Consider the following 21,046-nt stretch of genomic DNA (forward strand, 5'->3'; position numbering starts at 1 on the left):
GCGCACTCAGCAAGCGCGCTACCCGAAATCCATAAACCCCCGGCAGGCAAAAAAATCCGGCGCCTTCCCGGGCGCCGGTTAATCCGTACTGGGTGGTGACACGAGAGCCGCAAGGCTCCCCAGCCGCGGCACAACACTTGATGTGTGCAGCAGCCTAGTCTGATGTGCAGCCCCAACAACTCGCTTCCCGATCGCAACCGCCGAGACCCGCAGCACCAGATGCGCCGCATATTACCGATAACCATTCTCATTTGCAAATATTGTTAAGAACGATTTACATTTATCAAATAGCCATTTGTAATGGCTATCAACCATGCAAGGTGCGCCCGCCAAAGGGCGGGCAAGGCCAGAACGCATGGCATAATCCTGCCCATGGTTGCTCCCACCCGCCCCCTCGCTGTCTCTGTTGCCGATGCCGCCGACCCACAAGGCTGGCTGGCGCGCCTGGGCGACCGCTTTGCCGCCGACGAACTGCAGCAGATCGGCATCGCCATGGAATGGGCGCAAGCGCTTTATGCTGGCCAGTATTACGCCCCCATCAATGCGCCCGTATTTCCCCACGCGGTCGCCGCCGCCAGTATCGTGGCCGACCTGCGGCTCTCGGCCGACACGGTCATTGCCACCCTGCTGTTCTGCGCGCCCGATCACCTGCCCGACGCGCAGGAGCAAATAGAAGCGCGCTTCAGTCCCACCGTGGCCAAGTTGGTGGACGGTATCAGCAAGGTCCGCAAAATGGCCGCCCTGAGCCGGGTTGAAGCAGGCCGCAAGGACGATGCCCAGCAGCAGATAGAAACTGTGCGCAAAATGCTGCTGGCGATGGTGGAAGACATACGCGTCGTGCTGGTCAAGCTGGCCTGGCGTACCCAGACCATGCACTACCTGGCCAAGTGTGACGAAAGCGTACGGGTACCCATCGCCCGCGAGACCCTGGACATTTTCGCGCCGCTGGCCAACCGGCTCGGCGTGTGGCAGATCAAATGGGAACTGGAAGACCTGGGCTTCCGCTTTCTGGAGCCTACGGTCTACAAGCGGATCGCCAGCCTGCTGGACGAAAAACGGGTAGACCGCGAGACCTTTATCGCCGAATCCATCGCCAGCCTGCGCGAGGAGCTGCTGAAGCAGGGTATCAAGGCCGACCTGATGGGCCGCCCCAAGCATATCTTCAGCATCTACAAGAAGATGAAGCAGAAGCGGCTGGATTTCAGCGAGATGTACGACATCCGCGCCATACGCGTGCTGGTCAACGATATTTCGGACTGTTATAGCGCCCTGGGCGTGGTGCACCATATCTGGCAGCCCATACCCGGCGAGTTCGACGACTATATCAGCCACCCCAAGGGCAATTTCTACCGCAGCCTGCATACGGTGGTGGTGGGGCCGCAGGACAAGGCGCTGGAGGTACAGATACGTACCTTCGACATGCACGAGCATGCAGAGTATGGCGTCGCGGCCCACTGGCGCTACAAGGAAGGCGGCTCGGGCGACGCCCGTTACGAAGAAAAGATCGCCTGGCTGAGGCAACTGCTCGACTGGCGCGACGACATGAGCCAGCAGAGCACCGTGGCCGAAGCCTTCCAGGCAGAGCAGTTCGATGACTCGGTCTACGCGCTCACCCCGGCAGGCCGGGTGATTGCCATGCCACGGGGCAGCACCCCGGTGGATTTTGCCTACCATCTGCATACCGACCTGGGCCACCGCTGCCGGGGCGCCAAGGTGGATGGCCATATCGTGCCGCTGGACACCCCACTGCAGACGGGCCAGCGCGTGGAGATACTGGCAGCCAAGGAAGGCGGCCCCAGCATAGACTGGCTGCACCAGGGCTATCTCAAGAGCCACCGCGCCATCACCAAGGTACGGCACTGGTTGCGCCAGCAGAACCTCGATATCGCCATAGAAACCGGGCGCGGCATACTGGAACGGGAGTTGACCCGCGCCGGCAGCCACCCCAACCTGGAAGAACTGGCCGACAAGCTGGGCTACAAACAGCTGAACGAACTACTTGCTGCGGTCGGCCAGAACGAAGTCACCTCGCGGGATCTGGCCATTGCCCTGGCGCCCGCCCCGGTGGAGGTACCGGTAGAGGCCGGCGACATCATCAAGCGGGCCCGCGCCGACACCCATGGCGAAGGCATATTGATAGAGGGCGTGGACAAACTGATGACCATGCTGGCCCGCTGCTGCAAGCCTGTGCCGCCGGATGCGGTGGTCGGCTTTGTCACCAAGGGCCGCGGTATCAGCATACACCGTAGTGATTGCGCCACCCTCAAGCGCCTGTCGGCCAATGCGCCCGAGCGCCTGATCACAGCTGACTGGGGCGAGAAACTGCGTGGTGCCCAGCACGGCCAGGTATTCGCCGCAGACGTGGAAGTCGAAGCCCACGACCGCCCCAGCCTGCTGCGCGATATCTCCGACCTGTTTTCGCGCGACAAGATCAACGTGACCGCTGCGCAAACGCTCAGTCGCAACCAGATCGCCCGCATGCGCTTCACCCTGGAGATACGGGACGCCCAGGGCTTACGCAAGGTGATGGAGCACGTCAAGCAGGTCGCTGGCGTGATTGCCGTGGTCCGGCGCTAAGAGCCTGCTAGCCCACGGTCAAGTCGGGGCAGCGCGCTCGTCCAGCCGGTCTAACATTAAATACAGCAGGGCGCTTGCGGCCCCGGTTGCACGGTGCAGCCAGGTGAGAGAGGACAGAGCCATGACCCTACGCATGATTTGCAGGCTGATACTGCTGATGATGCTGTCCAGCGCCAGGGCAAGCGCGGCAGACGCGCCCATGACCCTGCAACTGGCTTATGTCGACGTGGATTCCGCCCCGTTCCAGCTGGGGCGTGGCCCGGAAGTCGCCGACCCACCCGGTATCGCGGTAGAGATGGTTCAGCGCGCCGTCAGTGATGCCGGGCTGAAACTGAACTTGCAGCGCCTACCGCAGCTACGCATGCTGCATCTGCTGGAAACCGGGAAAATTGATGGCGCCTTTATCTTTTCGTACAACGAAGAACGGGCCAAGCGCTTTGCCTACCCCATGCTCGGTGATAAACCCAATGCCAGTCTTCGCGCCACCCATATACGCTATCGCATCTACCGCCGCGTGGGCAGCACGGTGAACTGGGATGGCCGGCAGTTCGAGCAGTTGGATGGCCCTATTGGTGCCAACAAGGGCTGGGTCATCGTCAGCACCCTGCGCGATATGGGGTTTGCAGTAGACGACGGTGCACCGGATCATCCCGGCAACTTCGCCAAGCTGCGGCTGGGCCGGGTAGCCGCCATGGCGGCGCTGGAACCCTCGGCCGACAGCTATCTGCAGACTGAAGGCATTACTGATGTGGAGAAAGTCGGCCCACCACTGACCTCCCGCGATTACTTCCTGCTGTTCAGCCGTGCCTTCGTGGCCAGCCACCCTGAGCCGGCCGAGCGCATATGGCAAAAACTGGCACTGATACGGGAGCAAAGCGAAACCGCCCTGTACCGCAAGTACCAGACCACCCTACCACCCCGCACGGGTTCGCCCATGCCAGAGAAGAAACCATGATCCATAACGACGTACTACGCAGCCTGCGCTACAGCCTGAACATCACCGACGGCAAGATTGCTGACATTGCCAAGCTGACCGGTTTTGAGCTTGCCAAGGCCGACGTGATTGCTTACCTGAAAAAGGACGAGGAAGAAGGCTACCTGGATTGCCCCGACGAGGTACTCGCCCACTTTCTGGATGGCCTTATCGTCTTCAAGCGTGGCCGCGATGAGAACCGCCCCTTGCCCCCGGTCACCCTGCCGCTCTACAACAATGTGGTGCTCAAAAAGCTGCGCGTCGCCTTCGAACTCAAGGAAGATGACCTGATGGAGATCATGGACAAGGCTGGCTTCAAGGTTTCCAAACCCGAGATGAGCGCCCTGTTCCGCAACCCGGACCACAAGAACTACCGCCGTTGCGGCGACCAATTCCTGCGTAACTTCCTCAAAGGCCTGACGCTGCGCCTGCGTGGTTGAAACAAGGGGCTAGCCGCGACTTGGCAAACATCGCCATCTTGCTTCCATGCCCAGGTCCGGCCTGCTCCCCTGCGCAGCTAACAACGCACAAGGGAGCGGCGCTAAACCACCAGAGCTTCCTGCTCTATCCTCCCCACCGCCCAGGCCAGCACCGCCGTTGCAGGTATGCCGGCCAGCAGCACGGCATACCAAAGCGCGTCGCCACCCCAGGCGGCATACAGCCGGCTACCCACCAGCGGTGCCAGCAAGGTGCTGGTACTCCACATGGCAGACTGCATGCCGAAATAGTGCCCACTCCGCCGCCCCTCGGCCCGGTGCATGATGATGACACCCAGCGTGGGCATCCACAGCATCTCGCCCACCGTCCAGATCACCGTAGAGGCCAGCACGCCAGCCAGGCCACTGACCCAGGGCAACATGCCCAGGCCCGCCACCATCAGCGCACAGCCCCAGATCACCGGCCCACGCACGCCATAGCGTTGGCTCCAGGCCGTAAGGGGCAGCTGGCAAAGCGCCACCAGCAAGCCATTGATACCATGCTGCCAACCCACCCAGGCGGGGCTGAGACCATGGTGCTCCCTTAGATAGGCGCCATACAGACCATTGACCTGGTCGTACATCATGCCCAGCGGCAGCGCCGCCAGCAGCAAGCAGAGAAACACCCGGTCGCGATAGGGTGAAGCGCCGGGGGTATCCAGCGAAGGGGTGCTTTTTGCGGTAGCGGCCGCATCCACCGGCGGTGCTATCCGCGCCAAGGCATAGGCCAGCCAGGCTGCAGCAGCGAAACTAGTGGCAGCATCAGCCCAGAAGACATAGCGGTAGTCCCATCCCGCCAGCATGCCGCCAAAGAAGCCCCCTACGGCAAAGCCCAGATTAATGGCAACACGGAGCAGCGATTGCGCACGGGGACGCTCTGCAGGCTCGCATGCCTCCATGATAAGCCGCTGTACCACCGGCCTGTAGCCGGCATCGGCCACACCGCCCACGAACAGAAAGGCCGCCAGCAAAGCCACCGAACTGGTCTGCGCCAGCAGCAGCAAGCCCAGCCCAGAAGCACACAGACAGGCTACAGCCAAGCGCCTGGGCGAGACATGATCGCTCAGTACGCCAAGGCCGTAGGCACCGACCAGCGTACCAGCGCCATAACCGGCCAGTAGCAAACCTATAGTGGGAAGAGGCAGATGCAGGGATTCGCGCAGGTAGATGGCCATGAACAGCTTGGCCATGGCGCCCATGCGATTGATGAATGCGGTGGCGGCCAGTATCCAGGCCATCGATGGCAGGCTGAACAAACGTGCCACGAGGGGAAAGCGGTGTCGCAGTGTCGTCGTCGCCATGGCCTACCCTGAGGATGTAAGGCGCCATGATGCCTGGGGTGCCTGTGCCTGCACAGGCACAGTTCCCATCCAGGCGAGCAGCACAGCCTGTAGGCAGGCAACGGCGCAACCGCCGCCACGCGGCCCTGCCAAAACGGTAACCGATATTGCAGAAGCCGTAGGCGCAGAGTGCGACGCCAGCAGCTATGATGTGACCAAGAACAAAGCGGGACCAGGGGGGTATAAGCATGCAGCGAATATTCGGCATGGCCTTGTTGGCCTGGCTAATGCTGGCTGGCCAGGCCCAGGCGGGCCGCATCGTCAAGGTGGGTGTCGTGCTGTTCCCGCCCTACATCGTCCTGCAGCAAAATGCCAATGGCTCGACCTTACGGGTGGAATTACTGGAGCTGATGAACAACTTCCAGCGGGACTACCGCTTCGTCCCGGTGGTCAGCGGGCCACTACGCCGCTTCCACGATTTCGACCAGGGCCTGTACGACCTTTCCTTCTACGATAACCTGGCCTGGGGCTGGAAAGACCGCGCCGTGGACGCCACCAAGGTGTTCCTGCGGGGTGGCGAAGTCTATGTGGCCTTGGCCAGGCACGGCCGTGACGAAAGCTACTTCGCCGACCTGAGCGACAAGCGCATGATAGGCATGCGGGGCTATCACTATGGTTTTGCCGGCTTCAACAACGACCCTGCCTTCCTGCGGGAGCGCTTCCAGATGTCGTTCACCGATGACAACGAGGCCACCCTGCGCCTGTTGCTGATGGAGCGCGGTGATGTTGCCGTAGTGACCGAGGCCTTTCTGGCCGGCTATCTGATACGCAATCCGCAGGACAAAGACCGGCTGCTGATCTCCAGGAAGAAGGACCAGCCCTACAGCCACAGCATCATTGTTCGCCGGGGCGCGCGCCCTACTGTGGACGAGCTGAATCAGCTATTGGACAAGATGCAGCGAGCCGGCGTGCTCAAGCCGCTGTGGCGGAAGTATGGCGCTGATGCCGAGGGCAACTACCCCGACAAACCTTGATGCCCCTAAGCGCCTGCTCACAATGTTTTCACCACGGCGCCGGGGCGAAAAAATCGTGAACAATTTCTATGTGAGGCTCAATCGGCAAAAGCAAAGCGCATGGACAGGTCGATGGCGCTGACATCCTTGGTCAGCTTGCCAATTGATATCCGGTCCACACCGGTTTCGGCGATGGCCCGCACGGTCGACATATCCACGCCGCCGCTGGCCTCCAACACGGCCTTGCCCGAACTGCGGCGTACCGCCTCGGCCATGTCGGCGTGGCTCATATTGTCCAGCAATACCGATTGCGCACCGGCGGCCAGGGCCTGATCCAGCTCGGCCAGGTTCTCGACCTCGATCTGTATGCCCACCCCCGCTGGCGCCAGCTTGAAGGCCTCGCGCAATACCGCTGCAATACTGCCGGCGGCGGCGATATGGTTTTCCTTGATCAGGATGCCATCGTACAAGCCGATGCGCTGGTTCTCGCCCCCACCCACCCTGACTGCGTATTTTTGCGCCAGCCGCAGGCCAGGCAAGGTCTTGCGGGTATCGTGTATGCGGGCGCGGGTACCGGCGATGGCGGCCACATAACGCTGGGTCTCGGTTGCTACGGCAGAGAGTGTCTGAAGGAAATTGAGTGCGCTACGCTCCGCCGTCAGCAAGGCCCGGGCCGGGCCGGTAATCTCGCACAGCACCGTATCAGCCCCCACCTGGGCGCCCTCGGCCACCAGCCAGCGTATAGATACGCCGGCATCCACCTGCCGAAAGCACTCTTCGAACCAGGCCTGGCCACACACCACCGCCGCCTGCCTGACCCGTACGGTTGCCCTACCCGGCCGCTCGGCGGCTATCAGCATGGCAGTCCAGTCGGCACAGCCGATATCCTCTGCCAGCGCGGCGGCAACTTGTTGGGCAATCAGATGGGCTGGGGGAGGCGTCAAAGTCATGGCAGCAGCAAGTCTTGGTTAGGCAACAAGCCGCCATTGTAACCCCAGCAAGAAAAACGCCGGCCATTGCTGGCCGGCGGCAGGCTAGTCTTTCGGTGCCGATGCGGATCGCGCGTGGCAAGACCGACCACAATCAACGCATTTCAGGGGAGATCAACGTTGCAGGGCAGATACTAGTCGGCGCTTCCTGTGTCTACAGCTACCATGCGATAAACCGGCATGGGGGCAGACCAATTGCACCCTGTAACGACGAACTGACATGCCTGCACCCGTACCGAGCCCGCTCACCGACTCAGAGCCCGGCCTTATAGCCGTACTGCCTGCTCCAGGCCTTGCGCACCCCTATCTTCATGCTGTCGCTCAGGGGTACATAGCCCAGCTCGCGGCTGGCGCTGTCACCATGCTTGTAGCCCCAGTAGATGAACTCCAGCACCTTTTGCGCCCCCGGCCCTGACTTGGGTACCAGGGTGAAGGTCAGTGTGGTCATAGGCCAGCCGGCATAGGTGTCGTTGTCTGCCAGCACAAGGTAGAAATCCGGGTCGGCGCTATAGAGCAACTTCTCGGCATCGAACTGGGCTGCTGCCAGTATGGACTCCGGGCTGGCCTTCATGTGGACGCCAACGCGGTTGGGTAACTGGGCCATATTGAGCTTGTCGCGTAGCGCCCGCCCATACTCGGCATAAGCGATTGCGCCTGGCGTGGCCTTCACTGCCTCCACCACCGCACCGCTACCCTTGGCAGCAGTGCCAGATACCCCTTTCAACTCCTTGCTCACGCCCTGGTTTTTCTTCCAGTCCGGCGAGCGGGCGTTCAGGTAATAGCTGAATGCAAAAGAAGAGCCCGAGCTATCAGCCCGGTAAACCGGCTTGATGGCCAGATCCAGCGCCTTGGCTGGTACACCCTCGTTCATCGACAGTATCTCAGGATCGTTCCAGCGCTTGATCCGACCGGTATAGATCTTGGCCAACACGTCGGCGTTGAGCTTGAGCGAGCCGGCCGGCACGCCGGGCAGATTGACCACCGGCACCACCGCGCCCATGGCGACAGGAAACTGCCGCAGGCCTTTCTCGTCTAGCTCCGCCCGCTTCAGCGGCTCGTCCGAGGCGCCAAAATCAACCTGCTTGCTAGCGATGCGCTTGATCCCCTCACCCGAGCCGACAGCCTCGTAGTTGACGACCGAGCCGGCGCCGGCCTGTTTCTGGAATTGCTCTGCCCATTTGCGGTAGAGCGGCTCGGCAAATGTGGAACCTGCACCCGACAGATTGGCCGCCTGGGCGCTCAGACCTATCAAGGCCAGCAGAAGTATCTTGAATATAGGGGTAGGCATCACAGCAGCGCTCCTTTTCAATAACGCTCGAATCCGCTCACAACATTGGCTGGGCGTTGTTGCGCAAACTTGCCGTACTGTTTGGGTACTGCTGATTGCACACGTCAATTTCCCCCTAAGCCAGCAGGGTTTTGTCAGCGGTTCTTTAGTACGATAGATGCTGTCGCCGAGATAATCGGGACAACGCAAATGCAAAAGCCCGCACCGGACGCAGCATCAATCCATTATTAATCATGGCTTTAGTTGAGAATAAACAGGCAAACCCACGATCCAGCGCAACCCACCGCTTGTCGGATTGTTCAACACAAAGCCGGGTGCGCAGCCCGTTGGAGTCCGTAAAAAGCCCTTACTCGAAGAGTACGGCGGCAATCACCCGACGGTCTTCCGCCACCAGGATATTGAAGGTGCGGCACATGGCCGAGATATCCATGGCATCCACACCGACCTGCGCCTGCATCAGCGCACGGCTAAGGCGAGGATGCGGAAACTGCAATCGGCTGCCAGTACCCAGCAGCACCACCTCGGGCTGAAATGCCAGCAAGGCTTCAAAATCAGCCTCAGTCAATTCGGCAAAGCTGGCAGGCCGCCAGGGATCCACGCTGGTGGGGCTTACCACCAGGCTGCCGCTGCGCCGCTGCTCGTTGACGCTGACAAAGTCGGCACCATAGCCAGTAAAGACATTGAGATGGGTAGGTTTGTCGGCGTGCAGTTTCATGGCGGGCTATCAGTCTATCCAGGCCGTATTCTACCCCTGCGGTCGTGGAATAAGTGCTAGGTGCAAAGCGAATATTGCAGGGCAACAAACTTTGCTACTATCGAACGCTCCCCATAACGCCTGCAGCCAAGAACACGATGCGCGCCGTCAAAAAGTCCCAGAAACTCGACAACGTCTGTTACGAAATCCGCGGCCCCGCCTTGGCGCGCGCCAAGCAGATGGAGGACGATGGCCAGCGCATCATCAAGCTCAATATCGGCAATCTGGCGGTTTTCGGTTTCGAGCCCCCCGACGAGATCGTCCGTGACGTAATCCACAACCTGCCCCAGGCCGGTGGCTATGCTGACTCCAAGGGTATCTTCCCTGCCCGCAAGGCTGTCATGCACTATGCCCAGCAAAAAGGCATCAAGGGCGTCAGTGTCGAGGACATCTATATCGGCAACGGCGTATCGGAGCTGATCCTGCTGAGCATGAACGCGCTGCTCAACAATGGCGACGAGGTGCTGGTGCCCGCACCTGACTACCCGCTGTGGACTGCCGCCGTGTCCTTGTCTGGCGGTACGGCCCGGCATTATCTCTGCGACGAAGCCAATGACTGGCTGCCCGATCTGGACGATATCCGCGCCAAGATCACCGACACCACGCGCGCCATCGTGGTGATCAACCCCAACAATCCCACCGGCGCGCTATATCCCGACGAGATATTGCAGGGCATATTGCAGATAGCCCGCGAGCATGACCTGATCGTCTACGCCGATGAGATCTACGACAAGACCCTGTACGATGGCCACACCCATACCAGCATCGCCTCGCTGGCTGACGATGTGTTCTGCGTCACCTACGGCGGCCTGTCCAAGAACTATCGTGCCTGCGGCTATCGCGCCGGCTGGATGATACTGAGCGGCGACAAGCGTCATGCCCAGGACTACATCGACGGCCTCAATATCGTGGCCTCCATGCGCCTGTGCGCCAACGTGCCCGCCCAGCACGCCATCCAGACCGCGCTGGGCGGCTACCAGAGCATCAACGAGCTAGTGGCGCCGACCGGCAGGCTGGCTCGCCAGCGCGATCTGGCCTGGGAGCGGCTGACCGCCATCCCAGGTGTCAGCTGTGTCAAACCCAAGGGGGCGCTGTACCTGTTCCCCCGGCTGGATCCCAAGGTCTACCCGATTGCGGATGACCAGGCCTTCATCACCGAATTGCTGGAAGAAGAAAAAGTGCTACTAGTTCAGGGCACCGGTTTCAACTGGCACTCGCCCGACCACCTGCGGGTGGTGTTCCTGCCCCATATGGACGAGCTGGAAGAAGCCCTTGATCGCATCGAGCGCTTTCTGGCGGCCTACCGAAAACGTCACGAAAGCCATGCATGCGCGCCCTCCGCCTGACCGACGACAACCGCAATCTGATCGAACCCGCCTGGCTGGCCCGGGCGGAAGCAGTACACCGCGAACTGCGACCGCAACTGGCGGCAGACTACGCCGCACAAATGGCCGGCATCTTTGCCGATGGTGGTGAAATGGTCGTGGCCATAGAAGGCGAGGCCGTGCTGGGCGTCGCCGTCTACCGCTGCTACCGCGATACCTTTTCCGGCACCAAATTCTATGTGGATGATCTGGTCACCACCGAGGCCCAGCGCTCTCGCGGGGCCGGCAAGCTGCTGCTGGACTGGCTGCAGCAAGATGCCCGCCGCCGTGGCGCCAGCAATTTCATACTCGACTCAGGTACGCAACGTGAACGGGCCCATCGCTTTTATTTCCGCGAAGGCCTGGGCATAGCCTGTTTCAATTTCTGCAAACCTCTCTCAAACGACTAGGCAAACCCGTATGAAACCCATCCAAGTAGGCCTGTTGGGCTTCGGCACGGTCGGCTCCGGCGTCGCCAAGGTACTGGCCCGCAATGCCGAGGAAATCGGCCGTCGCGCCGGCCGCGCCATCGAAGTGAAACGTGTCGCTGTCCGCAATATTGTAAAGGCCCGTGCCGTTGCGCCGGCTGCCGTGGTCGAGGGGCTGGCCTTCGGCAACGATTTCCACGCCGTGGTCGACGACCCGGAAATCAGCATCATCTGCGAACTGATAGGCGGCACCACCCTGGCCAAGGAGCTGGTACTGCGTGCCATCGCCAACGGCAAGCATGTGGTCACCGCCAACAAGGCGCTGCTGGCGCTGCATGGCAACGAGATCTTCGCCGCAGCCCAGGCGCGCGGCGTCACCGTGGCCTTTGAGGCGGCGGTAGCCGGTGGTATCCCCATCATCAAGGCGCTGCGTGAGGGCCTCACCGCCAACCGTATCGAATGGATAGCCGGCATCATCAATGGCACTTCCAACTTTATCCTGACCGAGATGCGCGACAAGGGTGCCGCCTTTGCCGATGTGCTGGCCGAAGCACAACAGCTGGGCTATGCCGAAGCCGACCCGACCTTCGATATCGAAGGCCACGATGCCGCCCACAAGCTGACCATACTGTCGGCCCTGGCTTTCGGCATACCCATGCAGTTCGACAAGGCCTATCTGGAGGGTATCTCCAGACTGACCCAGGAAGACATTGCCTACGCCGAACAGCTGGGCTACCGCATCAAGCTGCTGGGCATTACCCGGCGCAAGGCCAATGGTGTGGAGCTGCGGGTACACCCCACCCTGATCCCGGCCAAGCGCATCATCGCCAATGTGGACGGTGTCATGAACGCCGTGGTGGTACAGGGCGATGCCGTGGGCCAGACCCTCTACTGCGGCCGTGGCGCCGGCTCCGAACCAACAGCGTCGGCCGTGGTGGCTGATCTGGTCGACGTGACCCGCCTGCTGACAGCCGACCCGGAACACCGTGTGCCACACCTGGCTTTCCAGCCAGACCGGTTGGTCGACCTGCCCATCCTGCCCATCGATGCCGTGGAAACCAGCTATTACCTGCGGCTCAAGGCGCACGACAAGGCCGGCGTGATGGCCGATGTCACCCGCATCCTGGCCGACGCCGATATCTCCATCGATGCCATGATGCAGAAGGAACCGGCCGAAGGCGTGAAGGTGGTGGACATCATCATCCTCACCCATATTGCGCTGGAACGCCGGGTGGACGAAGCCATCGCCCGTATCGAAGGCCTGGCCACCATAGCCGGCAGCGTCACCAAGCTGCGGCTGGAAAACCTGGACAAGTAAGCGGGCCCGCACATGCAAGGCGAGGTGCTGGCCGTCTGCCGTCATCCGGAGCATGGCTTCAGCAAACCATGCACGGCGCAGATCACCCTGCTGGCTGGGTTGGGCGTGGAGGGCGATGCCCATATGGGCACCACCGTAAAGCACCGCTCGCGGGTACGGCAGAATCCCGATCAACCCAATCTGCGGCAGGTACATCTGCTGGCGGCAGAGCTGCTCGACGAACTGCAGCAGCAAGGGTTTGCCGTGGCGCCGGGCGCACTGGGCGAGAACCTGACCACCCGTGGGCTGGATTTGATACACCTGCCACGCGGCACCGTGCTGCATCTGGGTGAGCAAGCCGAAGTGGAAATCACCGGCCTGCGCAATCCCTGCACCCAGATTGAGGCCTTCCAGCCTGGCCTGCTGGCCGCCGTGCTGGGCCGGGATGAAGCCGGCAACCTGGTGCGCAAGGCGGGCATCATGGGGATAGTCCGGGCTGGCGGCGTGGTACGGCCTGGCGATACCATCCGGCTGACCTTGCCGCCCCTGCCCTACCATAAGCTGGAGCGTGTCTAGGAAACAGCCGCCAACCATAGTTTCATGGGGTGTGACCCGCGCCCCGGCAACCGCACCAAAACGCAACAAAGCCCTGCCTAGCAGGTGTGATGCATGACAAGGACGCGAACAGCCAGGTCCAGCCAGAAGCGCTACCCAGGCCTATTGCGACAAGCCGGCCCACGACGCCGAAGTGATGAAACACCCAGCAAACCACTGGCAGCACAGGCACTCACAGGAAACCGACATGCAATACATCAGCACCCGCGGCGGCATGGCCCCGCAAGCCTTCAGCGACATCCTGCTCGGCGGCCTGGCACCCGATGGTGGCCTGGTCGTCCCCGAAGTGTACCCCCAGGTAGACAATGCCACGCTGCAAGCCTGGCGTAGCCTGAGCTACCCGCAACTGGCCTATGAGATCGTATCGCGCTTTGCCACCGATATCCCGGCTGCCGATGTACGGCGCCTGGTGGAAGCGGCCTATACCCGCGATGCCTTCGGCAGCGATGAGATCACCCCGCTGACCGAGCTGGAACCCGGCCTGCACCTGCTGCACCTGTCCAACGGCCCCACGCTGGCCTTCAAGGACATTGCCATGCAGTTGCTGGGCCAGTTGTTCGAGTACGTCCTGGCCCGCCGTGGCGAATCGGTCAATATCGTCGGCGCAACTTCGGGCGATACCGGTTCCGCTGCCGAATACGCCATGCGCGGCAAGCAGGGGGTCAATGTCTTCATGCTCAGCCCTCATGGCCGCATGAGCCCCTTTCAGCGGGCACAGATGTTCAGCCTGCAGGATGCCAACATCCACAACCTGGCCGTGGAAGGCACCTTTGACGACTGCCAGGATATCGTCAAGGCCATCAACAACGACGCCAGTTTCAAGGCCAGCTACAAGATCAGCGCCGTCAACTCCATCAACTGGGGCCGTATCGTTGCCCAAGTGGTGTATTACTTCCGCGCCTACCTCAAGGTAGCCAGCAAGATAGGCGATCCAGTGGACTTCGTAGTGCCCTCCGGCAACTTCGGCAATATCTGCGCCGGCCATATCGCCCGCCAGATGGGCCTGCCCATAGGCAAGCTGGTGGTCGCCACCAACGAGAACGATGTGCTGGACGAGTTCTTCAAGACCGGCCGCTACACCGTGCGGGGGTCCGCCGCCACCCATGCCACCTCCAGCCCCTCGATGGACATCTCCAAGGCCTCCAATCTGGAACGCTTTGTATTTGACTTGATAGACCGCGACAGTGCCGCGCTGGCCGGCCTTTGGCGCGAAGTGGACAGCACCGGCGGCTTCGACTTTGGCAAAACGCCCTCGTTTGCCCGCATGGTGGGCGAGTTCGGCTTCAGCTCTGGCAAGAGCACCCATGCCGACCGTATCGCCACCATACGCAGCGCCAAATCGCGCTGGAACGTGGTACTCGACCCGCATACGGCAGATGGCGTCAAGGTCGCACTGGAAAGCCGCCGTCCTGGCGTGCCCATGGTCACTCTGGAAACCGCCCTGCCCGCCAAGTTCGAGGCCACCATCCTCGAAGCCCTGGGCGAACAGCCCCCGCGCCCCGCCGAGCTGGCCGATCTGGAAAGCCGCCCCCAGCGCAGCAGCGTGATGCCCAACGACGCGGATGCCATCAAGCAGTACCTGATCAGCACCTTGGCCTGATACGCCCATGCAAGAGGTAGCCGCCATCCGGCGGTTATCTCCTTGCTTACCAGCAGGCCGGCATGACAAGCACTATGCTTGAGGCAGTCCCCGTGCTGCACCTAGCCCATGCGATTGCTGCCTCTGATCCTTGCCCTGCTTGCCCCTGCCGCGCTGGCTGCCAGCCCCGCCGGTACCGAGACCCTGCGCATCTGCGATGACGGCGGCGGTTGGCCGCCCTATATCTGGCAGGATGGCAGCACGGCCGATGGCACCCCCATCCTGAAAGGCTACTCTGTCGATGTACTCAAGCGGATTGCCGACGATGCCGGGCTGGATTTCAAAATCGACATGCTGCCCTGGGAGCGTTGCCAGGCGCTGCTGAAACGCGGTATGTACGAGTTGGCCCTGGGCGCCTCCCTCAATCCCGAACGGGAACGGGATTACATGCTCAGCCACGCCTACTACCAGACCACCAGCGTCTATTTCTACAGCCGCCAGCGCTACCCCAAAGGCCTGGCTGTACAACAGCTACCCGACCTGAAGAAGTATCGCGTTTGCGGCCTGCACGGCTACAACTACGAAACCTATGGCCTTGGGCCCAAGGACGTGGACCGGGGCACCTCGCAGTTCCCGCAGCTGATTGCCAAGCTGCATGCCGGGCATTGCGACCTGTTTATCGAGAAGCGCGAAGTCATGGTGGGCTTTAGCCTGACCGACGCCAAGATGAAGCGGCTGCTGCACGACACCCGCCTGACCAGCGCGCCCGTACCCGGCGTCACCGCCACCAGCTTCCATATGATGCTATCCCGCGCCACCCCCCGCAGCCGCGCTTTACTGACCCTGCTCAACGCCGGCATCGATGCCATGGCGGAAAATGGCGAACTGGCTAAGCTGCGGAAGCGCTACTTACCCTGATGGTTAGTGTGAGGGATGGGAACACAAGGCCAAAGTACAGGTGATACCGCATGTGCCGGTTCGGAGCGTGTTGCGCCAGCCAGGCGACAGGGCGCCGAACGCCCTTACTACGGGTTAAATGCGCGCTCACTGATCGTGTCTCACTTACCTAAGCGACCTCCCGAAAATACAGCTGGCCTGATATACTGCGGCCCGCACAAAGTTTCAGGGGTACGCTGCTGAAAAGGTAGGAAGCTTGGAGCGCGCAGTGAGGATTTTCGCAAGTCGTTGATATCGTTAACGACGATGCAGACCGGCAATCCCGCTACGTCGGTTCGATTCTTGACCCGCCTCCACACCCACCAGCAGCTTGCCTCACCGCCCGGATGGTGAAACTGGTAGACACAAGGGACTTAAAATCCCTCGGCGCAAGCCGTGCCGGTTCGATTCCGGCTCCGGGCACCAGAATACAGTCCAAGTAGTTCCAAGGAATTCCAGAAAACCCGTATCGTTGCTAGCGATGCGGGTTTTTTGTTGTCCTTGTGCGTCCATGAAGGTGTGTCCAGATCCAAGTTTTTGTGTACCTTTCTGTGTACCTACAAGCAGGCCAAAAGTACACAATCTAGCGACATCACATCCCGCTGACTGATCTAGCCGTCCCGCGTTAGTGTTCGGCCAGCTTGCGTGTCTCGATGCCACAGGCGGCAAGCGCTGCCTGTACCGCTGGCGTTTCGACGGCAAGCTGGTATAGCTCGCCCTGGGATGTTACCCACCGTATCCTTCTCTGCGGCCCGTGAGTGTCTATCGGTACTTGTATTCACTGCTTCCTTCTGAATCCATTGGACTATATTGGTTTTCGGTTGCCGGCAACTCTGTAAGTCGGACGAAACCATGCCCCGCGTCGGCGGTTATCGTGCGGACGCTGATGGTTGGAACTAGGTGCGCACTATTTCGCAAGAGTACGTGGTCCCGGGGAAGGCGGCGCTAAAACCTTGCGCATGCACCTCAAGGCGCTCCGCATTGTCCTTTACAAGCAGGCCCCAGGCGCACGTGCTAGAGGCACGGTAAGCAACAACCCAGCGTTTCGGGCTAGGCAAGCACCGCGGCTTACCGTGGGTGACACAAGCCCTCACAACAACGCCAGCGGGACGCTACAAGCGGCGCTAAGCCTGCAGGCCGCCATCCACCACCAGGCTGTGGCCCACGACATAAGACGATTCCGGCGAGCTTAGCCACAGGATGGCGTTGGCGATTTCCTCGGCCTGGGCCAGCCTGCCTATGGGGATGGCTTGGGCCAGTTGCTCTCGGTGTGCTAGCAGCGCGGTGGCGTCGAGGTGCGCGGTACGGCGTGTGCGGCGTGGCGTTTCGGTGGCCCCTGGGCAGACGGCGTTGATGCGTATGCCGCGCGAGATGTATTCCTTGGCCGTGGAGCGGGTAAGGCCGATGACGGCGTGCTTGCCTGCGCTATACATGGCTGCAGTGGGTGCGCCGGACAAGCCGTTGATGGAAGAGACATTGACGATGGTGCCACCGCCCTGACGGAGCATGGCCTCGATCTGGTATTTCATGCAGTTGAAGACACCCAGCACATCGGTCGAGGTACTGCGGCAGGCCTCGTCGAATGCCATTTCGTGGGTGGCCATGGCTTGTACGTCGCAGGCGGCGCTATTGACTGCACAGTCCAGCTTGCCAAAACGGTCCAGGGTAAAGGCCACGAGCGCAGCGACGGAGAGTGGGTCGGTAACATCGCAGGGCTGATAAGCGGCCTCGCCCTGCGTGCGCAACATCGACACTGCGGCCTCGCCCTGCTCCCGACTGCGTGCTGCCACGACCACTCTGGCGCCCCTGGCGATGAAGGCCTGTGCCGTTGCCAAACCTATGCCTGTGGTGCCACCGGTAATCAGCGCTACGCTGCCTTGTAGACTATGCATGGGGTTACCTGCCGAAAGATGAAAGGGGGCCCTGCCCCGCCACAGGCCGATGGTGGCCGTGTCAGCGGTCTAGTACTGTTCGCTTGAGGTGGCCCGGCGCGCAGGCCCGTCAGGCCCGACCGCTCAAACGCAGCCACGCTACCCAGGCCTGGTCTTCTATCTCGTACGCGCCGCGTGACTCCTTCCAGATGATATCGCGCTCGCGCAAGGCATCGATGGCGTTCTGGACGGTGGCGGTGCTCAGCGGCACGGTGTCGGGCAGCAGGGCCTTGTACGCACTCATTGAGGCTTCGCCAAAGGGGGAGAACTGCCCTTCCTTGCTGGCCATGACGCGCACCACGGCCTGCTGCAGCGGTGTCAGCGATTCGAAGTCGCTCTTGACCTCCTGCCACACCCGGTCTTGCACCAAGTAGGCATCAGCCCTCAGCCGCATACTGAGATTGGGCGACTCCTGCGCCAGGGCAATATCGGCCACCAGGCTGCGCAGTAGTTCGGGGCGATTGCCCACCATCTCGAAAGCCTCGAACACAGCGACCGGGTCGAGCTGGTTATCGGCCGCCAGTGCACGGTTGACACTGGTGGTGTACTCGTCGGTGAACTCACGCCCCAGCAAGGGGAACGGCGTCACACGGGAGCCATAGAACGGCATCTTGGCGCTCATCACCAGATGGGCCAGCTTGTCGCGACTGGAACCGGTGAACACCAGCATCAGATCTGGGGCATCGCCAGAGCGGTTCATGGCATCTCGGGCGGCCTTGAGTGCATACATGGCTTGCAGGCCGCTGGGGGTCGTCAGGGCATGCTGGGCTTCATCCACCACCAGCATGACGGGGCGTTTGGCGATGCCATGCAGCAGCTCCAAGGCCTGATGCAGGGTCACTCCGGCGGGCAGGCCAGGGACGGTCAGGTCCAGCGAGAGAGAGCCGGCAATCGTGATCTTGGATAGGCCTATGGCCTTGGCCGCTTTACTGACCAGACCATGGAACTCGGCGATCTTCTGCTTGATGGCATCGGCAATCAGTTCGGCAGGATCGCTGGCCCTATCCGACCACAAATCCACGTAGACAGTGGCCCAGCCACGCGCCTCGGCGGTGGGGATAAGATCCTCCCGCAGGAAGGTGGATTTGCCCACACGGCGCTGTGCCGCCAGGAACAAGCCTGAACGGGCATCGAGCAGCCCTTCGCCTGATAAGGCTTCACAAAAGCCCACGGCCAGGCAGGGTCGTCTGAAGGTATATCTTGCAGACGCAGCAGAGACAGACACGGTTTACTCCATCCATCGGCGTTTATCTGGAATTATTCTATCAAGATAAATTATCAATACAAGATAAATATCGATAAATGCCGATGGTCGGTACCGATCTCCTGCACGCCACCGCCCCGCACCTGCAGGCGGGCAGCGCGTACACCTCTGCCCTATTGCAATGGCAGGAAGATATCGGTGATGGCCTCATGCTCTGCCACATCAGGAAAGAAACGGACACGCTGGCAATACAGCGGAAAATCCCGCAGCGTCTCACCACTCTGCGGCAGCCATACAGCGTAGAGATAGTGCACGCTGGCGGCCAGGGTGTCGTCAGAGCCGATATGCCGCAATACCGCACAGCGGCCTGCCGGCAAGATGATTTCAAACAAGCCCTCGCCATTGCCAGCGACTGATAACTCGGTGGCGACACCGATATCCATGCGGAAATCGGCAGGTGGCGTTTCTGCAGGGTCGGTATAGAGCACGTTGAAGGTGGCGTGACGATGTGGCGGCAACTGCTTGCCCTTGCGCCAGGCGATAAAGCGCCGAACGGTATTACCGATCAGGGCTGGATGTCCCTGGTGCGCCATGGCCACCAAGCGCGTTGCTGGGAACTCGATCAAGCTGACGGCTTCCTGCGGTATCAAATGCTGCATATGTCTGGCCTCCGATGTCAGTATGGGATGGTAGGCCTCGTGCCACGCCCACCATTGCGGCAAGCGCCGAAAGCCCGACGGTGTCTGGCCCAGGCAGCGCTTGAACGCTCGCGAGAACGCCTCGGGGCTATCGTAGCCATTGGCGAGGGCGATGTCGGTAATGGGCTGCTCCAGCCGGAACGCCAGCTGAAATGCCGCCCGCTTCATACGGCGGAGCTGGATGTAGCGGTAGACGCCTATACCCAGCAAGGCCGAGAACTGCCGGTGGAAATGGTATTTGGACAAGGCCGCCACCTCGCTCAGGTGTACCGCGGTCAATTCATCCGCCAGATGCGTATCTATATGTCGCAGTACCTTGCGCAGCCTTGTGTAGTACGCCGCCATCCTTGTCGCCATGTCGCTTTGTCCTGATTAGCCACGCGCAGCATACCCATCCTGTGCCTGGCTGGCCTTGCAGAAGTTGCTCAAAACAGCCCTTCCCCCAGACCAACGCTGCATCAGCAACTATCGGCTGTATCGCTGTGCTAGGTGCCAACGGGGCTTTGCATCCCCAACCGGGCTGCCAAGCGCCTGTTCACGATCCTTTCACCCCGGCTTTCCGGGCTGTGCCGGATGGCGGACAAGGCATAAGCCGTGCCGCGGTACGGGTACCGCAAGCGGCTGGTAACGCCAGTCGCTGCCGCGGCGGTCGCTACCGCGGCGGTCGCTGCCGGCAATGCCCGGAACCGGGCGGGCCGGCCTCGGGGTGAAAAAATCATGAACAGGCTCTAAGATAAGAAGACGATGAAAGATACCCGCACCAGCCCTCCGCCCTTCGTCATACCGGCCATGAGTACCCCCGCCGTGCGGGAGTTCAAGTTCACCCAGCAGGATTTTGATCGGGTGAAGAAATTGATATACGACTATGCCGGTATCGCACTCAACGACAGCAAGCATGACATGGTCTATGGTCGCCTGGCCAAGCGCTTGCGGGCGCATGGTTTTGGCACCTTTCAGGAATACCTGGTACTACTGGAGAAAGGCGACGAGGCCGAGTGGGAAGCGTTCATCAACTCGCTGACTACCAACCTCACCTCCTTCTTCCGCGAGACCCACCACTTCCCGGTGCTACTGGAACACCTCAAGGCCAACCGTAGTGTCGGCACCCAGCATATCTGGTGCTCCGCCGCTTCTACCGGTGAAGAACCCTGGTCACTGGCCATCACGGCAGCCGAAGCATTTGATAGCCTCAGGCCACCCGTCAAGATCATTGCCACCGATCTGGACACCAGCGTACTCAAGATTGCCCAGGCGGGCATGTATAGCGCGGACAAGGTAGACAAACTGACACCGCAGCAACTGGGGCGTTTCTTCAACAAGCGGGCCGACGGCCATTACGAAATCAAGGCCGAGTTGCGTGAGATGATGACTTTTCGCCGGCAGAACCTGATAGACCCGCTCTGGTCAGTGCGTGGCCCATTCGACGCCATGTTCTGCCGTAACGTGATGATCTATTTCGACCGCGCCACCCAGCTAAAGATACTGGAACGATTCGCCCCACTACTCAGGCCCAATGGCCTGTTGTTCGTAGGCCACTCGGAGAACCTCTATCACGCCGCCCATCTGTTCAAGCTACGCGGCAAGACGGTGTACGAGCTGGAGAAACCCCGCTAGCCGCCAGGCGACAGGCAACAAAAAAGCGCC

Annotated in this window: 18 protein-coding genes and 1 tRNA gene; 12 read left to right on the forward strand and 7 right to left on the reverse strand. The window is 61.1% G+C overall.

The window, feature by feature from the left end:
- Positions 1–372: 372 nt before the first annotated feature.
- The 3 genes from QQK16_RS17430 to QQK16_RS17440 all read left to right on the forward strand — a co-directional run bounded on the left by QQK16_RS17430 (position 373) and on the right by QQK16_RS17440 (position 3,990).
- Complete coding sequence (locus tag QQK16_RS17430; protein WP_284197758.1) at positions 373–2,577, forward strand: RelA/SpoT family protein; 2,205 nt, start codon at positions 373–375, stop codon at positions 2,575–2,577.
- Between the two features lie 121 nt (positions 2,578–2,698).
- Positions 2,699–3,532: a substrate-binding periplasmic protein gene (locus QQK16_RS17435; RefSeq protein ID WP_284197759.1), complete on the forward strand. Its 834-nt coding sequence runs from the start codon at positions 2,699–2,701 to the stop codon at positions 3,530–3,532.
- Positions 3,529–3,990 (forward strand): DUF1456 family protein, encoded by a 462-nt coding sequence (locus QQK16_RS17440; protein WP_284197760.1) that lies wholly within the window; start codon positions 3,529–3,531, stop codon positions 3,988–3,990. The genes QQK16_RS17435 and QQK16_RS17440 overlap by 4 nt, the downstream gene beginning before the upstream one ends.
- Positions 3,991–4,091: 101 nt before the next feature.
- Here QQK16_RS17440 and QQK16_RS17445 read toward each other — a convergent pair whose 3' ends face one another.
- Positions 4,092–5,327 (reverse strand): MFS transporter, encoded by a 1,236-nt coding sequence (locus QQK16_RS17445; protein ID WP_284197761.1) that lies wholly within the window; start codon positions 5,325–5,327, stop codon positions 4,092–4,094.
- Between the two features lie 227 nt (positions 5,328–5,554).
- Here QQK16_RS17445 and QQK16_RS17450 point away from each other — a divergent pair, with 227 nt between their 5' ends.
- Complete coding sequence (locus QQK16_RS17450; RefSeq protein ID WP_284197762.1) at positions 5,555–6,340, forward strand: substrate-binding periplasmic protein; 786 nt, start codon at positions 5,555–5,557, stop codon at positions 6,338–6,340.
- Positions 6,341–6,417: 77 nt separating this feature from the next.
- Here the strand turns inward: QQK16_RS17450 and nadC are convergent, their stop codons facing one another.
- The 3 genes from nadC to QQK16_RS17465 form a co-directional block, all read right to left on the reverse strand.
- The gene (gene nadC, locus QQK16_RS17455; RefSeq protein WP_284197763.1) at positions 6,418–7,269 is read right to left on the reverse strand and encodes a carboxylating nicotinate-nucleotide diphosphorylase; all 852 of its coding nucleotides are present in this window, start codon (positions 7,267–7,269) and stop codon (positions 6,418–6,420) included.
- A 292-nt stretch (positions 7,270–7,561) separates the two neighbouring features.
- Positions 7,562–8,596 carry a phosphate ABC transporter substrate-binding protein PstS gene (gene pstS, locus QQK16_RS17460; protein WP_284197764.1) on the reverse strand — a complete coding sequence of 345 codons (1,035 nt, stop codon included), beginning with the start codon at positions 8,594–8,596 and terminating at the stop codon, positions 7,562–7,564.
- Positions 8,597–8,942: 346 nt separating this feature from the next.
- Positions 8,943–9,311, reverse strand: a complete 369-nt coding sequence (locus tag QQK16_RS17465) for an Mth938-like domain-containing protein (protein ID WP_284197765.1) — start codon at positions 9,309–9,311, stop codon at positions 8,943–8,945.
- Between the two features lie 137 nt (positions 9,312–9,448).
- Between QQK16_RS17465 and QQK16_RS17470 the strand changes: the two genes are divergently transcribed.
- The 7 genes from QQK16_RS17470 (at position 9,449) to QQK16_RS17500 (ending at position 15,995) form a co-directional block, all read left to right on the forward strand.
- Entirely contained in the window at positions 9,449–10,696 is a 1,248-nt protein-coding gene (locus tag QQK16_RS17470) for a pyridoxal phosphate-dependent aminotransferase (protein ID WP_284197766.1), read from the forward strand.
- Complete coding sequence (locus QQK16_RS17475; protein ID WP_284197767.1) at positions 10,678–11,124, forward strand: GNAT family N-acetyltransferase; 447 nt, start codon at positions 10,678–10,680, stop codon at positions 11,122–11,124. The genes QQK16_RS17470 and QQK16_RS17475 overlap by 19 nt, the downstream gene beginning before the upstream one ends.
- A 10-nt stretch (positions 11,125–11,134) precedes the next feature.
- Positions 11,135–12,460: a homoserine dehydrogenase gene (locus QQK16_RS17480; RefSeq protein ID WP_284197768.1), complete on the forward strand. Its 1,326-nt coding sequence runs from the start codon at positions 11,135–11,137 to the stop codon at positions 12,458–12,460.
- Positions 12,461–12,472: 12 nt separating this feature from the next.
- Complete coding sequence (locus QQK16_RS17485) at positions 12,473–13,015, forward strand: MOSC domain-containing protein (protein ID WP_284197769.1); 543 nt, start codon at positions 12,473–12,475, stop codon at positions 13,013–13,015.
- A gap of 226 nt (positions 13,016–13,241) precedes the next feature.
- A complete protein-coding gene (gene thrC / locus QQK16_RS17490; RefSeq protein WP_284197770.1) occupies positions 13,242–14,654 on the forward strand; it encodes a threonine synthase in 1,413 nt (470 codons plus the stop codon).
- Positions 14,655–14,762: 108 nt separating this feature from the next.
- Entirely contained in the window at positions 14,763–15,551 is a 789-nt protein-coding gene (locus tag QQK16_RS17495) for a substrate-binding periplasmic protein (RefSeq protein WP_284197771.1), read from the forward strand.
- Positions 15,552–15,910: 359 nt separating this feature from the next.
- Positions 15,911–15,995: transfer RNA gene (locus QQK16_RS17500), tRNA-Leu, on the forward strand.
- A gap of 698 nt (positions 15,996–16,693) precedes the next feature.
- Here QQK16_RS17500 and QQK16_RS17505 read toward each other — a convergent pair.
- The 3 genes from QQK16_RS17505 to QQK16_RS17515 form a co-directional block, all read right to left on the reverse strand.
- Positions 16,694–17,461: an SDR family NAD(P)-dependent oxidoreductase gene (locus QQK16_RS17505; RefSeq protein ID WP_284197772.1), complete on the reverse strand. Its 768-nt coding sequence runs from the start codon at positions 17,459–17,461 to the stop codon at positions 16,694–16,696.
- A gap of 109 nt (positions 17,462–17,570) precedes the next feature.
- Positions 17,571–18,725 (reverse strand): hypothetical protein, encoded by a 1,155-nt coding sequence (locus tag QQK16_RS17510; protein WP_284197773.1) that lies wholly within the window; start codon positions 18,723–18,725, stop codon positions 17,571–17,573.
- 152 nt (positions 18,726–18,877) lie between these two features.
- Positions 18,878–19,759 (reverse strand): AraC family transcriptional regulator, encoded by an 882-nt coding sequence (locus QQK16_RS17515; RefSeq protein ID WP_284197774.1) that lies wholly within the window; start codon positions 19,757–19,759, stop codon positions 18,878–18,880.
- A gap of 387 nt (positions 19,760–20,146) precedes the next feature.
- Between QQK16_RS17515 and QQK16_RS17520 the strand changes: the two genes are divergently transcribed.
- Positions 20,147–21,016, forward strand: coding sequence for a CheR family methyltransferase (locus tag QQK16_RS17520; RefSeq protein WP_284197775.1), 870 nt, complete (start codon positions 20,147–20,149; stop codon positions 21,014–21,016).
- Positions 21,017–21,046 lie beyond the last annotated feature (30 nt).

The sequence above is a fragment of the Chitinimonas prasina genome (genome assembly GCF_030160395.1).
Taxonomy (GTDB): domain Bacteria; phylum Pseudomonadota; class Gammaproteobacteria; order Burkholderiales; family Chitinimonadaceae; genus Chitinimonas; species Chitinimonas prasina.